This window comes from Sphaerisporangium sp. NPDC004334 (assembly GCF_053602655.1).
In genome coordinates, this window is sequence record NZ_JBSGDZ010000051.1 from 18,423 (window position 1) to 35,196 (window position 16,774).

General features: G+C 60.6%; 8 protein-coding genes. 7 read left to right on the forward strand and 1 reads right to left on the reverse strand.

Features of this window, described 5'->3' with window-relative positions; translation table 11 throughout:
• Positions 1–1,134 precede the first annotated feature (1,134 nt).
• Both ACWEN6_RS39040 and ACWEN6_RS39045 read left to right on the forward strand, forming a co-directional pair.
• On the forward strand, positions 1,135–4,821 hold the full coding sequence (locus ACWEN6_RS39040) for a DUF6079 family protein (protein ID WP_452577067.1): 3,687 nt from the start codon (positions 1,135–1,137) through the stop codon (positions 4,819–4,821).
• A gap of 2 nt (positions 4,822–4,823) precedes the next feature.
• The gene (locus tag ACWEN6_RS39045; protein WP_452577069.1) at positions 4,824–7,541 is read left to right on the forward strand and encodes a DNA methyltransferase; all 2,718 of its coding nucleotides are present in this window, start codon (positions 4,824–4,826) and stop codon (positions 7,539–7,541) included.
• Positions 7,542–7,560: 19 nt separating this feature from the next.
• Here the strand turns inward: ACWEN6_RS39045 and ACWEN6_RS39050 are convergent, their stop codons facing one another.
• Positions 7,561–8,340, reverse strand: coding sequence for a transposase family protein (locus ACWEN6_RS39050; RefSeq protein WP_452577070.1), 780 nt, complete (start codon positions 8,338–8,340; stop codon positions 7,561–7,563).
• 155 nt (positions 8,341–8,495) lie between these two features.
• On the opposite strand from ACWEN6_RS39050, the gene ACWEN6_RS39055 reads away from it, so the two are divergent.
• The 5 genes from ACWEN6_RS39055 (at position 8,496) to ACWEN6_RS39075 (ending at position 16,571) form a co-directional block, all read left to right on the forward strand.
• On the forward strand, positions 8,496–10,949 hold the full coding sequence (locus tag ACWEN6_RS39055; RefSeq protein ID WP_452577071.1) for a DEAD/DEAH box helicase: 2,454 nt from the start codon (positions 8,496–8,498) through the stop codon (positions 10,947–10,949).
• Positions 10,946–12,745 (forward strand): PglZ domain-containing protein, encoded by a 1,800-nt coding sequence (locus ACWEN6_RS39060; RefSeq protein WP_452577072.1) that lies wholly within the window; start codon positions 10,946–10,948, stop codon positions 12,743–12,745. The genes ACWEN6_RS39055 and ACWEN6_RS39060 overlap by 4 nt, the downstream gene beginning before the upstream one ends.
• A gap of 828 nt (positions 12,746–13,573) precedes the next feature.
• On the forward strand, positions 13,574–14,902 hold the full coding sequence (locus ACWEN6_RS39065) for an AAA family ATPase (protein WP_452577074.1): 1,329 nt from the start codon (positions 13,574–13,576) through the stop codon (positions 14,900–14,902).
• Between the two features lies 1 nt (position 14,903).
• On the forward strand, positions 14,904–15,644 hold the full coding sequence (locus ACWEN6_RS39070) for an HNH endonuclease (RefSeq protein ID WP_452577075.1): 741 nt from the start codon (positions 14,904–14,906) through the stop codon (positions 15,642–15,644).
• A gap of 213 nt (positions 15,645–15,857) precedes the next feature.
• The gene (locus ACWEN6_RS39075) at positions 15,858–16,571 is read left to right on the forward strand and encodes an integrase core domain-containing protein (protein ID WP_452577077.1); all 714 of its coding nucleotides are present in this window, start codon (positions 15,858–15,860) and stop codon (positions 16,569–16,571) included.
• Positions 16,572–16,774 lie beyond the last annotated feature (203 nt).

The window sequence follows — 16,774 nt, forward strand, 5'->3', positions numbered from 1 at the left end:
TAGCCAGCTTGATGCGGCATCCTTTTCGTCGCTTCCGCCCCTCGATGCGCGCTGCTGGACAATCACGGGCTGGACCCCACCCCCAGGCCGGCTACCGGGCGCCCTGCCGACCTAGATGTGCAGCTTCGGCGACGTGCGCCGCATCGGCACCGAAGAGATCGCCCCCATGATGCCAAGTTGCTGCGCCTCGTATAACAGACTGACATCGATGCGGCGGGGTGCTGCATCTTTGTCGCGACACCTTCCACTGCCATGGCACCCATTTCGCTTCTCATGCACATCAATCAACTGCGCTGATTACTAACCGTTACCAATCGATTGCGGAGAGCAATGCTATCCGGACATGTCATCATCAAGGACGAACCTGTCCCATATCAGCTTTGTTCGCTCTAGGCTCTATATTTTGCTCAGTTCGCCAGCTCTGGGTGAACCGAACAAGGGTTCCGGACCCAGGGAGGCTGTGGGTGACCAGTGCATGCCTAGCAGGGCAGCCTGGCCTCACGCCTACGGATTCGAACTGCATCTCAGCATTAAAGGTGGGTCTGGATGTGAGTCGTCCCGGTACGTTAGGGCACCTCATCCATCTCACCTTCCGTCTCGTGGCGCCTCAGTCCCGAAGGCTATCTCTCCCATGCGACACTCTGTCTCGGTTTGGCCCAAAACCGGCCTCGATGTCTGGACTGAACTTCGACGCCCGCCCGGACGGCTCGCCTTGGTAGGTCCACCCAGAACAAGTGACCCCGGAGCCGAACCAGGTTTCGTTGCCCTATCTATGGCCAGGCTCCAGCAGGAGTCCCCCCTCTCAGTCGGCTGGGCCCTAACCGCGTTCGACAAGCCACCGACCGAACTTGAAGTGATCGGAGAATTGAGCGGTCATCCTGTACTGGTCGACCTAGATGTACTGTTCGAACCCGAACTCGGCCTCAACCCGCTGCGCTTATTACGCCGCTTGGTCAGGGCGGGGAACGGAGTCATCGCAGTCTGGCCCGGGAACATTAGCAAATCTGAAATCCGCTATTCCACAGTTGGGCGACGCGATCACTATCAGGCTCCGCTAAGTGATTGCCTGATCCTTCATCCGCGTTCGACCTTCTTCGATGACCAAGCTCCGTTTGACCTCGAAAGGGTACCTTGATGCGCTACTGCGATCTGATCCAGTTCGAGCCCCTTGAGAGCGTCAAGCAACTTCGGACCGCCGGGGAAGCCAGTCAGGCCGCCGAGGATGTGCGGACCTTCGTCATCTCGAAGAGCATGCGCGATAACCTTACCAAAGTCGTCTTTCCTCAGCTGCGTTTCGATAATCCTGATGTGGATCACAAAGGTCTGCTTCTCATCGCCACATACGGCACGGGTAAGACTCATCTCATGAGCTGCTTGTCGGCGGTCGCGGAGAACGCGGATTTGGCCGCAGAGCTGAGCGATGCAGATACCGCCGCCGCAGCCGCCTCTGTCGCGGGCAAATTTAAGGTGATCAGAGTTGAGATTGGTGCGGTCTCAATGGGCTTGCGCGATATTTTAGTCCAGGAGCTGACCAGTGGACTCGCGGCTCATGGGGTTGAGTTCTCGTTCCCACCGCTTGATCAGGTCACTAACAACAAGATCGGCCTCACCGAGATGATGGCTGCCTTCGAAGCTATCCATCCTGACCAGGGGCTCTTGTTGGTCATCGACGAGCTGCTCGATTACCTCCGCACCCGCCGTGACACCGAGCTCATTTTGGACCTCGGATTCCTGCGAGAGGTCGGAGAGATCTGCCGAGACTCGCGTTTTAGGATCATCGCCGGTGTACAAGAGACCCTGTTCGATAACCCACGGTTCACGCTGGCTCAGGACGAAATTCGCCGGGTCCGCGAGAGATACCAACAGTTTCGGATCAGTCGCGAAGACGTCGCCTTCGTCGTCCAACGACGTATTCTGGGAAAGACGGAGGAGCAGAAAGCTCGGATCCGCGGCCACCTCGCTCAGTTTTCACAAGCTTTCGAATCACTCGGCCGAGACCTGGACAGTTATGTCGAGATGTTTCCTGTACATCCCGCTTATCTGCGCATCTTCGAGAATCTGGCCATTGTCGAAAAGCGCCGGGTGTTGACCAGTCTCTCGGAGCAGATTCGACATCGGCTCAACTCCTCAGTGCCGGACGAGGAACCAGGCCTAATCTGCTTTGACACCTATCGCTCCGAGTTAGAGTCGGATCCTGCGAATAAAACCATCCCTGCTGTAAAGATGGTCCTGGACCGCACCCGTACGATCCGAGATCGGGTGGAACATGGGCTCGCGGTGAAGTCGGATGTGACCCCAGCGCTACGGGTAATCGATGCCCTCGCTGTGCATCGGCTGACCACCGATGATCTCGAAGCTCCTATCGGCCTTACTTACGACGAACTCCGGGACGATCTTTGTCTGCTGCCTCCAGGCATCCCGGAACTCGATCCGTCCTTCCTATCCTCCAGCATCGAAACCCTCGTCGACGAAATCCTCAGAGCCGTTTCTGGGCAATTCCTTTCGGTGAACGGACTAAACGGTCAGGTATACCTAGACCTAAAAAAGGACGTCGACTACGAGCAGCAAATCGAGGAGCGCAGCACCACCCTTGAGCCGACCGACCTGGATACGGCTTATTATAAGGCTCTCGAACGACTACTGGAGGTCTCGACAGACCCATTTCGCAGCGGATATCGTATCTGGAATTATGAGCTGCCTTGGGCCGAGAAACGAGTCACTCGGTCGGGCTACCTTTTTATGGGGGCGCCAAACGAACGCTCCACTGCGCAGCCCCCACGGGACTTCTATGTGTACTTCCTTCAACCCTACGCTCCGCCGACGTTTACAGACGAGCGTAAGCCAGACGAAGTTCTCCTCCGGCTTGTCGACCATGACGACGAATTCGAACGGGCACTACGGCGGTACGCAGCAGCGCAGGCTAAGGCCGCAGAGACAACTGCACAGCACAAGCAGCACTTCACGTCCCGCGGCGACTTGCATCTCCAGGAGATGATCGCCTGGCTTAAAGTTCATAGCAAGACCAAACTGCAGGTAACTCACAAGGGGGTCACGCGACCATTCGGCACGTGGCTCCCGCAGACCTCAGGATCGCTGCGCGACATCAAGTCTCAGGTGGACGCGGTCGCCGCCCATGTGCTCGCGGAGCATTTCCACGCCCGATACCCCGGATACCCTACGTTCGCCGACCCGGTTACCAATGCCAACCTGGGTGCGACGATCTCCGCGGCGTTGACCATGGTCGCGACCGGTCGGGAGACCAGGCTCGGCCGTATGGCGCTCAGCGCACTCGACCTGCTGGACGTACACAATCAGCCCACCGACGCAGGCAAGTACGCCCGGAACATGATGGAGGCGCTGACTCTAGCCGAGGGAAAGGCGGTAAACTCCGATACTTTGTTCGTCTCCGCGGACGGACCCAACGGGATAAAAACGTGGGGGCCTTGGCGACTCGAACGTGAGTGGGCAGTGGTCGTCGCGGCTGTGCTTGCCCATCTCGGCCGAGCTGAGCTCGGCTTCTCTCACGGCGCGAAGATCGGCGCCCAAGACTTGAGCAGCCTGGCCCAGTTCAGCCGAGATGACCTCGCCCAGCTCGCCTATGTCACCCCTCCGGCCGGAACCGATACCGCAATCCTCCGACAGGTCGCCCAATTGGTCGGCGTAGCCCCCGGAATGATCACGCTGCCGTTTGCCGGCGAGGTCGTCACCGAACTCGTTACCAAGGCCGAGACGATGTTCGCGGCGGCCATCCGGGCCAAGGCCTATGTGCAAAGCACGCCCCGGCTTTGGGGCGAAGAGATCTTCGACGACCCAGTGGGAAGACTCAAGAAGCTCACCGCACTGGCGGACTTGCTGGCGGACGTGAGGGTCCGCAACACTCCTGGAAAAATGGGGCGCTTCGTCGCGGGGTCGGCGAAACTTACCGAAAGTGCGGAGGGGAAGACCGAGCTAACGCGGGTCGAGTCTCTCAAGGAGGTCGCGGACACTCTGGTCAATGAGTTCCGATATCTGGAGAACGCGGGTGCGGTCTTGGGATCAGGTGATCCCTTCGCCGAAGATGTAGAAAACGGAAAGAAGGCGCTCCGCGAGATGCTCCGAGCCGTCAAGGTCGACAAGACGGCGGCTGGAAGGGTACGGCGCACTGCAGAGGAGCTCAAGGCCCGGTACAAGGCGTTCGCCATTGACCGGCATACCGCAGATCGGTTGGACGCCGCCGGGGACGCCAGGAAGACCGAGCTCACTGGATCTGACGTCTGGCAGGACCTGCGGCGGATGGAGACGATCCCGCTGCTTCCCAGTGGTCGGTTCGGTGAGCTGGACACCGAGATTGCCAGGCTGGTCACTTGTAAGACCTTCACTGGAGCGATGTTCGACTCATCCTTTGTCTGCGCTGGGTGCGACTACCGGCCAGCACCTTCCTCTGGTCCTACCGTCACTGCACGGCTTACCAAGGTAAAAGCAGATGCCCCGACCTTGTGGCGACAGTGGGTCGCGATCCTCAGGGACTTCGTCGCCGAAGAGTCTGCCACCAAACAGATTGGGCTACTGAACTCTGAGCAACAGGCTGAAATCGCCAAGCTCACCGCAGGCCGGATGTCTTACGGGGAGATATCTAGCGCCTTGGTAGCGGCGATCTCCGATCTCGCCAAGCAGTTCCACGTCATCGAAGTTACTGCGAATGGACTTTGGTCGGATCTCTTCCCCACCGGGGCGGCGATGACCCCTGTCGATGTCGCGGGTGCCTTCAATCAATGGCTGGCTAAGATCGCCGACTCAGCAAGTGACCGATCCCTCATCCGCATCGTCCCCGTCCAGGAGTAGAGATGACCTCTCCTGAGCCACTGGCTCTCGATCTCGGGACGCCCCTCTCCCGACACGCCGAAGACGCGGCGGCTCGGGCGGATCTGGCCGCGAGGATGGACAGCACGACCGGAGCGGGACGTCCGGCAGGCACCGACGAGGACCTGCTCGCCATGTCTACTCCTCCATGGCACACGGCTTGCCCTAACCCCTACATCGAGAAATGGCTCGCCAAGGCCGCATCGACTGCCCCTGACCGAGAACCGAGAACGCTTCCTGGCCCGTTCCTTGCGGACGTGACCGGGCGAAAAACCTCCCTGCAGTACAAGGCGCACGCCTATCCGACCAAGGTGCCACCCGAGATCATCGTTCAGTTACTCCTTCATTACACGGAGCCCGGCGATGTGGTCCTCGATGGCTTCGCCGGCTCTGGGATGACTGGCGTAGCTGCGCAGATGTGCGCCGACCCGGACCTCGAACTGCGTGGCGAGGTCGAGCGTCAAGCCAAGGAGCATGGCGGAAAGGTGACGTGGGGAGCTCGCCGGGCCGTGCTCAACGACCTTGCCCCCGGCGCTACCTTCTTGGCCGCTGGGCTCACCCTTCCCGTCGACGCCGCTGCCTTCGACCAGGCGAGTGCGGCCCTGCTAGACCGATTTGACCAGGAGTACGGATGGATGTATGCCACTAAGACTGAGTCCGGGAGATCCGCGCTCATTGACTACACCATCTGGTCTGAGGTCTTCACCTGCTTCAGCTGCGGCGGCCCTATCGTCTTCTATGATGTCGCATTCGATGCCTCGACTGGGGATGTGGCGGAGGAATTCGAGTGTCCCGACTGTGGAGTCAAAACTCGTAAGGGAAAGCGACAGGAGAAGCCTAATGCCGCTACACAGGCCAAGAAGACAAGCGGCAAGAACTCGCCTGCCATGCTCCGGCGAAAGGTACCTGTCCGCCTATTGACCGGCGAGGTGATCGAGCGGATCGAAATCCGCCCAGTTCAAATCCATTACCGTTACCGGGAAGCAGGGGTGTGGGCAACCGGCACAAAGAAGCCGGATAGCGACGACCTAGCCGTGCTTGACCGGATCTCTCGGATGCCGGTCGGCGGGATACCCATGGATCCGCTACCCATCGCCGAAATGGTGCACGGTTCACGTCTTGCACCTAAAGGCTTCACGCACGTCCACCACCTGTACCCGGACCGCTCCCTAGCCGCCTTGTCTATCCTGTGGGCCTGGGCCAAAGAGGAATTGGACCCAGATATCAGTCGAGCTCTCCGCTTCTGGATCGAGCAGGCATTCTGGGGTCTTTCTTGGATGAATCGCTACAAGGGATTCTCCTTTGGAAAGATTGGCGGATCTCAGGTAAACCAGCATATGACAGGCGTCTATTATATACCTTCGCAGATAGCGGAATGTTCGGTCAGATACAACCTCGAAGGGTCCGATCCGAAGCGGGGAAAGCGGGCGAATCTGGTCAAGCTCTGGTCTACGGCTAAGCGTCCCACTGATTCTGTGATGATCACCACGGGAGACGCTGGCAGACTCCATGTCCTTCCCGACGATTCAATTGACTATGTCTTCGTGGACCCGCCATTCGGAGCCAATATCCCGTACGCTGACCTGGCCCAGGTCGTCGAGTCCTGGCATCGGGTGCTCACAGATGTCGAGGATGAGGCCATCGTCGACATGAAGCGCCACAAGCAGATCGACACCTATGGTGAACTTATGGCAGGGGCGTTCCGAGAGTTCGCCCGAGTGCTCAAGCCCGGCAGATGGATGACCGTGGAGTTCTCCAACTCAAGTAACGAGATTTGGTCGGTGGTGCAGCAGGCGCTGACAGACGCCGGATTCGTTATTGCCGATACCCGGGTGCTCGACAAGAATCATTCCAGCTACCGTCAGGCCACCGCCGTCAATGCGGTAAAGCGGGACCTGATGATCTCGTGCTATAAGCCGGACACCAAAATGGCTGGAATCGTACTATCCACATCGGGAGCTGCCGAGGGAGTCGAGGCATTTCTCCGCGAGCATCTGAAGCATCTCCCAGTCACGGATGGCCGGCGCGGCAAGGCGCTGCCAATCCGGGCACGGTTTTCTGATCGCCTCTACGACAGGATGGTGGGCTACTACGTGGCAGCCGGTGTGGACGTGCCGATGTCTGCCTCTGAGTTCTATTCCTGGGTGGAGCAGACGATGGTTATCCGTGACGAGATGGTCTTCCTGCCCATGCAGGCCGCCCAATATGACCGGTTCCGGCTGACCTTCAAAGAACTGGAGGCAGCGACACTATTCATCACCGATGAGGCCAGTGCGATCACCTGGCTCCGCCAGCAGCTCAGACGGAAGCCGCAGCGAGTAAGCGAGATTCATCCGGCGTTCGTGCGGGAGTTGGAGACAGGTGAAACGCCGAACGCCGTGCCGGAGCTGCGGGACTTGCTCGAACAGAACTTTATTAGCGACGCGAGCGGCCGATGGATGGTGCCCAACCCGTCCGACGCCGTCCACCTAGAGCAGCTCCGCACTCGCGAACTGCTCAAAGTATTTGAGACCTACGTCAATGGGGCTGGTCCCCTTGACCGGTTTCGGGGCGAGGCCATCCTTGCAGGATTCAAGAAAGCTTGGGGGGACGGTGACTATGGCCGGATTGTGAAGGTTGGCAAGCGGCTTCCCGCTCATAGTCTTCCTGACCTTACGGCGTCCTTCCACTATTACCGCAATGCACTCAAGCGCCTTGAATGAGTCAAACCGTGACCGTTTTTCATCCTTGTGCGGCCTGCGGGGCGCGGTGATTTTGGAGGACGGCGATGGCCTTGCACAGGTGGCCGGCCTTGCTGGGGCTGCAGCGTAGTTTCCGGAGGATCCGCCAGCTCTTGAGCTGGGCGTTCGCGCGTTCGCCGGGTCCGCGTAGGCGGGCGTGTGCGCGGTTGGCCTGCTTTTGGGACTCGGGCTTGTTCATGCCCTTGTACGGAGTGACGACCGGGCCCTCGGCCCCCTGATACGCCTTGTCGGCTAGGGTGATGATGCCGGCCTTCTCCAACGCGCGCAGGATGCCCCAGATCCGGGCGGCGGTGAGGTCATGGGCCTTGCCGGGCAGCGCACCCGAGGTCCACAGGATCGTCCCGTCCGGTGTGGCGATGACCTGGACGTTCATCCCGTGCACGCGGTGCTTGCCGGAGAAGTAGGGCCGATCGGCTCTCACTCGGTCGGTGTGGATCAGCGTGCCGTCCAGCACCAGGTAGTGCACCCCGTCTCTCCTGGCCTTGCGCAGCGCCTGGCCGCGCTTGGGCGAGCGCGCCGACAACAGCATCACGGTCTCTTCCACATACCGCCACGCGGTCGCCGCCGACACCCCGAAACCGGCCCTGACCTGCTCGAAGGTCTCTCCTTTGCGCAGGTAGACCAGCACCAGCAACACCTGCTGTCCCGCGTTGAGCCGCCGCCAGATCGACCCGATCGCCTTGCGGTGCCCGCGGATCAGCCCGGCCACGTAGTTCAGCGTTGTACGCGACAAATCGACGGCAGCACGATAGAACAGCATCCGAGGCCCCTGGTTGTGACGGATGGATTGTGGTGATCAACCCGTCTACCAGGGGTCTCTCTATGTCGTCAGCCGAACGCCGGGCCTGCGATCATGCTGGACCGGCAGGCCGCCATCAGAGGATGAAAAGGGTCCGTATAGAACACTACGGTGACATGATGCAGATCAACACAGTCAGTGGAGACTGGGCGTGGTGGACGCCGGCCGCCAGGACCTGTCAGGTCCTGGCGGTAGAAGAACTGTGGGGAACCGCCACCGGCGACATCTACACCCCGGACGACCGCCAGGTCCACACAGTTCCTCTTACCGACTTGGCACCGATCGGGACCCGACTTTGGACTGTGGCGGAGCTACGCTGGCGAGCAGCGGCGTTACGGGTGCGGGCGCTGGCTGCCGCGGGTGAACCGCTCGTCGCGGGAACTGTTCCAGTTCGCCTGTTTCCCCACCAGACAGCCATTCTCACGCGCGCATTACGGCTCGACCCAGTTCGGCTGGCGATCTGCTGTCAGGTCGGCTTGGGCAAGACCACCACGGCGGGGAGTATCCTGGCCGAACTGATTGCCCGGAAGCGCGCCAGGCGGGTGCTCGTGGTCGCGCCCAAGGGAGTGCAGCTCCAGTGGGTGGCGGAAATGCAAGACAAGTTCGGTATCGACTTCGTCCGGATCGGGCCCGAGGGAATCCCGGTGGACTCCAGTCCTCATATCTGGCGCGCCTTCGATCAGGTGGTTACGAGTATCGACGCGATCAAGCCGCTGCGACGACGTGCGGGCTGGACCCGAGAACAGATTGCTCAGTTCAACGAGACTCGCTACAACGCTGTAGTCGGCGCAGAATGGGATCTCGTGGTCATCGATGAGGCACACCGGGTGGCGGGCTCCGGAGAGGATGTCGCCCGGCATCGGTTGGCGTCGGGGCTAGCCGTTCGAACCCCGCATCTGCTCCTGCTCACCGCTACACCGCACTCCGGCAAATCCGAGCCCTTCCGTCGGTTCCTGGCGTTGCTCGACCCTGCTTTCGACCAGGGGCGTCCCATCAACGCAGGTACGGTCACGGAAGTCATCGCCAGGACAGACAAGCGAACCGCCGTAAACCATGACGGACGGCAGCTGTTCCGACCGCGGACTACCACGTTGGAAAGCGTGCCGTTCGATGGGCATCCGCGGCATCGGGAACTCTATGAAGCTGTCACGGACTTCGTGCGGACCGGATACACCGCTGCTCGGGCGTCAGGGAATACCGCTGTTGGCTTCCTTATGCTGCTGTTCCAGCGCATGGTCACATCCAGCACTGCAGCGCTTCTATCCGCGTTGGAGCGCCGTCGACTGGCGCTCACCACAGCGATTGCCCGCCGTGCGGGTGAGGTCGAAAAGGATCAGTGGCTCGATCTCACGGGCGAGGACGCGGAAGCCATGGTTGATAGCTTCCCCGCAGATATCATGACCTTGAGTGCCCTGGACGAGCTACTCAATCTCACCCGGGCGACTATGTCTTCTGGACCCGACCCGAAGACCCTGTACCTCCTCAAACTATTGCGCCGTTTACAGCGCAGTGAGAAGGACCCAGCGGTCAAGGTCTTGGTGTTCACCGAGTTCCGAGCCACCCAGCGCATGATCGTCGAACTGCTCACCGCTCAAGGGATCACTACGGTCACCATTGACGGCACGATGGGGCTAGCGGAGCGAGCCGTGGCCCAGCACCGGTTCGCCACTGATGCGCAAGTGCTAGTCTCGACAGATGCTGGTGGCGAGGGAGTGAACCTTCAATTCGCCCATGTGGTAGTGAACTGGGACCTCGGCTGGGCGCCGACTGCGGTCGAACAGAGGGTTGGCCGCGTCGACCGGCTAGGCCAAACCAAAACTGTCAAAGCCTTCAACCTGGTGCTGGCCAACACCGTGGACGAGCGCGTCCTGGAAGTCCTATCCGCCAAACTCGACCGTATCCTCGCTGAACTAGGGGTGGATGCTCGAGCCGACGTCCTGGACACCGCCGCAGATCACGTTGCCGATCTCTACGTTGCCGCCATCATCACACCGGACCAGATGAATGCGGCGGCAGAGGAGTTCCAACAGGCCACCACCGCTGAGGTGCTCGATTCTGCGGACGGCCGGGCGCTGCTGTCCGAGATCGCTGTGTCTCCGCCTCCACCCCAGCCCAGCCAGCTACCCGCACTCCTCGCAACCGCATTAAATGCTGCTGCATCGGTTGTTCCATCGGTCAAGGAGATGGGTGGTCGTCGTGATCCGCTCACTCAATTGCCGTTGGTTGCCCCCAACGAGCCCGCTCCGATCATCAGAGGCGATGCGTCCGGATGGCTGCTAGTTTCTAGTATTTCCGCCGATGCCCGTACTGCGATGACCAGCGCCACCGTGGTATTCCTCCACGACAGCGGCCGCGTCGATCCAATGCGCGGTGAACGATTGTGGCGGTATCTCACAGAAGATAAGGAGCTCTCCCTGCTCGGCACGGCTCCCGTTGACCAGAGGCAGCTGGACGACCTGACGACCACCGCGCGCGACTACGCTTACCGGCCGTTGCAAGAACTCTCTACCGGTCACGGTTTGCCCGTGCCCAGTATTCGTCCAGCTCTGCTGGTCAGGGTCGAGCCATGACCCATTGGACGACGCTACTGGGCGATCTGGATGTCGCACCGGGAGAGGTCCTGCTCTATCTGGACCCGCACGGACTCGATCTACCCGTGGGACAGGGCGAACTTCATCGGGCCTCCACGCGGTGGGACGTCCGCCGCATCTACGAACGGCATCTACGGCACCGCCCCAGTGACGCCCACCCCGCGGTGCTTCACATAACTGCTTCCACGATCAAGGAATCAAGGGATTTGCCCTGGGATCTCAGCAAGCTTCCTTATCAGAGCCTAGATCCGGTTCTGCCCGATGACGTCCGAGGAGAGCTCCATCAGCTTCCGGCAGAAGTTGCCGCCCGACTCGCCGGACCAGGGCCTTATGAGACCCGGCTGGCATCTGCCGTACAACATCTGATCGGTCGCGCCTGGCCGCCGCATCCCGATACCGCCTTGGCTACGGTGGTTCGGATTTTACCCTGCGCCCCTTTATCGCTGCGGCGCACCTTAGCCACCTATATAGCGAGCGGGCCGGCAAGAGTACTGCTCGAGCTCAGCGATCCGCTCGTCAGACTGAACGAAATCTGGTTGGAATGGAGTAAAAGCGGATCAGCTCATCCTCTTCATGCTGATCTGGAGCGAGCCGCTGGCGAGCTCCTCGCGCTCGTCGACCAAGGGTTTCTGGCCCCGGCCGTAACTGATCGCAGTGATCTTCCGGCGGCACTGCGACTAGCCAGGCCCACCGTCGACCATCTCGCGGCCGCTGCGGTCCTCCTGCAGGACGCCCCGCCGCTTCCCGACTTGGAGAACAGCGAGCTGGACCAGTGGTTCGTGCTTGCAGATTGGTGGGCCCACGTCCGACTGGAGCTGGCGGCTGCTCCGCCAGTCAGAGGTGATGAACCGGCGGTAACCAAGGCGTTGGGCTGGTGGCAGGCTGCCGACAAGGCTTGGCTGGATTGGCTTCAGACCCACTATGGAGCCCAGCTGAGCCGGTCATATCTTAGACCGGTAACCGTTGATAAGGTCGCACACTACCTCGACCATATCGCGGTGAGTCGGGGCGAAAAGGCACTCTTACTGGTACTGGATGGGATGAGCCTCACCCATTGGCGGTATCTCCGCGACACGCTCAATCTTAGCGTCACCACCGAGCAGCAGGCGCTTGCAATGCTGCCTACTATTACATCGGTTTCAAGACAAGCAATTTTCTCGGGCACGCCTCCGGTGAGGTTCTCCCAGACCATAGATCGAACGGATCCAGAAGACCGTCGCTGGAAGGAGTTCTGGACCGGCCGCGGCGTGCCTGTAGACCAAGTGCACTATGCGCAGACACCGGGACGTCACTCGGGAGACTGGCCGAGTCTTCCTGATGTCTCTGCGGTTGGCGTGGCCGTCAACGCTATCGATGATCTGATGCACGGTGCTGACGTCAACGGCGATCACCAGATGCTCTCCGCCTTAGCCACCTGGTCACAGGCAGGTCTGCTATCGGCTGCGTTTGCCTGGGCCAGGCGTCACGGCCACCGGGTCTGGCTGACCGCCGATCATGGGAGCGTAGCCTGTAAAGGACTTGACCATCCCATCCCCGCCGAGGGAATTGCCGTTCCATCAAAAGGGCTACGGGTCCGCCAGTACGCGAATCGTCAACTGCGTGATGCAAGCTCATTGCCGGGACTCAAGTGGGATCCGCCGGGCTATCCGATCACAGCTCTTCCATTGATGTTCGCTCCAGGCCGCCACTGTTATCGAAAAAATGCTGATCTAGTTAGCCATGGTGGGCTTAGTCTCGACGAGGTCGTTGTTCCCTTCGTGGAGGTGACTCCATGATCACACGAGTCCTCCTAGACCGGGACCTCGCTCTGCCTTGGATGGACGCCGCGCTCACGGCGTCCATCCAGCACAGCAACCCAACCGAAGCCAGGAACGCCCTTAAGGAGGCCCTTGCGGGCGCGTGCCTCGCCCCTGGGGTCCTGAAGCAGACCATGACGGCGCTCACCCGAATGTGGATCACTCCCCCGCCAGAAAGTATGGGCGTGATCAAGTGGGCTCAGCAATATCATGCAGAGTTCGCCGACAGCCGCCCTCTCCACCTGGGGGCGCTGTTGACCACCCAGCCCTTCTTCGCCAGCCTCCTGGCGGAGACTGGTCGCATCCTAGCCGCTGGAGCCCTCGAGATTCGCACCCCTGAATTACGTCGCCGGATGCAGGGCATTTGGGGATCACGACTCAGCGTAGACGTCAGTGCTCAACGTGGAGTCAGGACCATGCGCGCCCTCGGATTGCTTCATGGACAGCCCAAGTCCTCGACCAGTCTCCGTTCCTGGCTGGAGGTCACTCCTGATCTAGCAGCCTGGCTGGCCCGAGGACTACTGGTCGCCCGGGACGCAGACTCCATCGGTACCGAGCATCTCAAGCTTGCTCCCGAGCTATTCTGCATCCGCTGGCCACGCAGCCTGCCTCGGTCTCCAGCCGGCCTGGAACAGCACGTTGAAGGAAGCGGGCGGACTGTGTTGGTACTTGATAGCGCCTAGGGGGTACAGACAGCATCTTGGCCAGACGACAAACTTTCGAACGAGTCCTAGCGATCAAGGTGCGAGAACCTGGTGGTTCCTACCCATCTGAGTCTTAAAGTACGATCACGGACAGGAGGATGGGATGCACATCGCCGAAGTTAAGATCTCCGGTGTGCGCGGCTTCTCTGGCCCGCGAAGTGTCCATCTGCGACTGACGCGCCCAGGCGGCTCGCATGCCGGATGGACTGTTCTAGCAGGACGTAACGGGTCCGGGAAGACCTCGTTACTACGCGCTCTCGCGCTGGCCATGGCGGGCCCGTCCATCGCACGCAGCCTCATGCCCAGTTTTAGTGGCTGGATCTCCCATGACGTCCTGGCCGGCACATCAGAAGTAAAAATTGTGCTAGATCCAAAGGTGGATTTTTTCTCTGGCGGCAGTGCGAAACGTCCAAAAAATTCGCTGTTCGCACGATTGACCTGGTCTCGTGATGAAATTGGGAACACTCGGCAATACGGTGTGCAGCCTGTTCTGCAGGGACGCAGTGAGGCAGCTTCCCGGGGTCCCTGGGCGGACAATCCGCAGGGATGGTTCTTCACGGGTTATGGCCCGTTCCGGCGCCTCGTGGGCGGCTCTGCTGAAGCCCAGCGCCATATGTCTAGCACCGGACCAGTCTCCCGTCTAATCAGCCTGTTCAACGAGGACGCGTCCCTATCAGAGAGCGTCAGCTGGCTCATCGAACTGCACCTGCGGCGACTTGAGGAGCGTCCCGGAGCAGAGGAGCTCCTGGATTTCGTCCAGGAGCTCCTCAATGACGGACTCCTACCGGACGGCTTTCACGTGGACCACGTCGACAGCGACGGGCTATGGGCCACGCGAGACGGTCAGGTCATCTCGCTACGTGAGCTGAGCGACGGATATCGAACAGTCACCGCCCTCGTTCTCGATCTCGTTCGCCAGATGAACCAGGTGTACGGCTCGAGGATAACTTTCCGCCCGGGAGGCAAACCGCGTGTAATGTTCCCCGGAGTCGTACTGATCGATGAGATCGATGTCCATCTTCATGTTAGTTGGCAGAAGAAGATTGGCGGATGGCTTAAAGAACACTTCCCAAACATTCAATTTATCGTGACATCTCACAGTCCATACATTTGCCAGAGCGCCGATCTCGGAGGGCTGATTCGGCTGCCTGGCCTCGATGAGGAGGTCCCGCCGCGGGTCGTCGAGAAAGATCTCTACGAACGCGTGGTCTACGGCAGCGGCGACGACGCTCTACTCACCGACCTCTTCGGCTTGGATTCGCCTTACTCCAGCCGCGCCGAAGACCTGCGGCGCCGCCTGACGGAACTCGAACGCAAGGTACTCCGGGGGAAGGCCAGCGCCGGAGAGCTGGAAGAGTTCGACCGGCTGGAGGAGACCCTCACCAGCTCCCTTATGGCTCGAGTGGACGAAGTGGCCGCGAGGATTGCCTGACGTGATCCGGATCTACCGGGTTGACCTTCCGCCCACGCTCACTCGGCGGCTGGTAAGACGAACCAATACCCTTCGTCAAAATCAAGCTGACGGCCGGGCGGCCCGTACCGCGTGGAAGAACGCTGACGGCACTCGGACCCAAATTACTATGCATCTTGCCGAAATGGCCCCGGGAATCAAACGTTGCATGTACTGCGGAGACAGTCTCGGCACATCGATCGACCACTTCGAACCGCTGGCAGAGGCACCGCTGCGGGCCTTCGACTGGCAAAATCACTACCTGGCCTGCAGCCATTGCAACAGTAATCACAAGAGGGAACTTTTCCCCCGGGACAGGAGGAGACTGCCTCTCCTCATAGATCCTTGCACCGAAGATCCCTTTGATCATCTGCGTCTCATGCTGAGGGAGGGACACTACGACGACCTGACTGCAAAGGGTCGGGCGACGATCGATACCTTCGGCCTTAACCGTGAGGACTTAAAACGTGGCCGAAGCCATGCCTTCGTTCAGACGAGAAGCTTGCTCCGCAATCGTGTACAGCTACTAAATACAGCACACGGCGCCGAAGAGGCGAACGAGATTGCCGCCTCATTGCGCGATCAACCCTTCGCCGACGTCCTTTATGCAATGCTCCGGTACCGTAAGCATCGAGAAGCAGCTCGACTCCTCCGCGGGGAGGATATCGTGGATGCGCTCGACGACCCCGAACTCCACTTCTGGCCCAAATGCAGCACGGGATAAACCGGCATATCATCCGTATTTCTTGCATCATTTCGGCTAATCAGTAAAAGCCTGCCGCGCGGCTTCCGCTCCTCGGGCCTTGGCGGCCCTGTGGTGCGGGTCCGCTAATGGCCGCGAAGCGGGGATCGGTGGAGACCAGGCCGAGGGCATCGAGGGCCTGCGGACCCGGTCCAAGCGGCCCCCACCAGGCCGAACGCCGCCCACGCCGAGGTCGTGCAGAAGATCATCTATCTGCGACAGAACTACCACTTCGGCCCGGAGAAGATCGTGTTGTGCCTGGCGCGGTACCACGACGTCACCATCAGCCGCTCGGGGTGTGGCGGATCTCAAGCGTCTGGACATGGGCCGCCGGCCTCGCAGCGTTACAAGCGGCAGGACAAGCGGTGGAAGCGGTATAAGAAACAGCTGCCCGGCCACCGGGTGCAGATCGACGTGAAGTTCATCGAGCCGAAGGCCGGCTTCACCGGCCGCAAGGGCGGCCGTAACAAGTACTACCAGTTCACCGCGATCGACGACTGCACCCGGCTACGGGTGCTGCGCATCTACCCCCAGCTCAATCAGAAGACCGCGATCCAGTTCGTCGACTACGTGCTGCAGCGCCTGCCCTTCCAGGTGCAGGTCATCCAGACCGAGAACGGGGCGGAGTTCCAGTCGGCGTTCCACTGGCACGTGCTGGACAAGGGCATCGCCCACACCTACATCAAATCCCGCACCCCGCGGCTGAACGGCAAGGTGGAGCGCTCGCACCGTATCGATGCCGAGGAGTTCTACCGGATGCTGGAGGGCGTGGTCATCGACGACGCCGAGGTGTTCAACGACAAGCTCCGCGAATGGGAGGGCTACTACAACTACCATCGACCCCACGGCGGCCTCGGCGGCCAGACCCCCTACGAACGCCTCAAGCAGAAGACCCAGACCCAGGCGTAAACGATCACTGTCGGTCGCACAGGACAGTTGTACGTTGCCGAGTTGCGCTCATAGGTGATCAAGGCGACGGCGCTCCGCGCCGCCGCACGGCCCGCCGCCCGCTCCGCCGGCCGGGCGTGCGGCGAGATCGGAAGAGGCAGGGGTAGGGAAAGAGAGTGAAAGTGAACGTGAATATATCGGTGGTGGGGGTAACATTATAAATC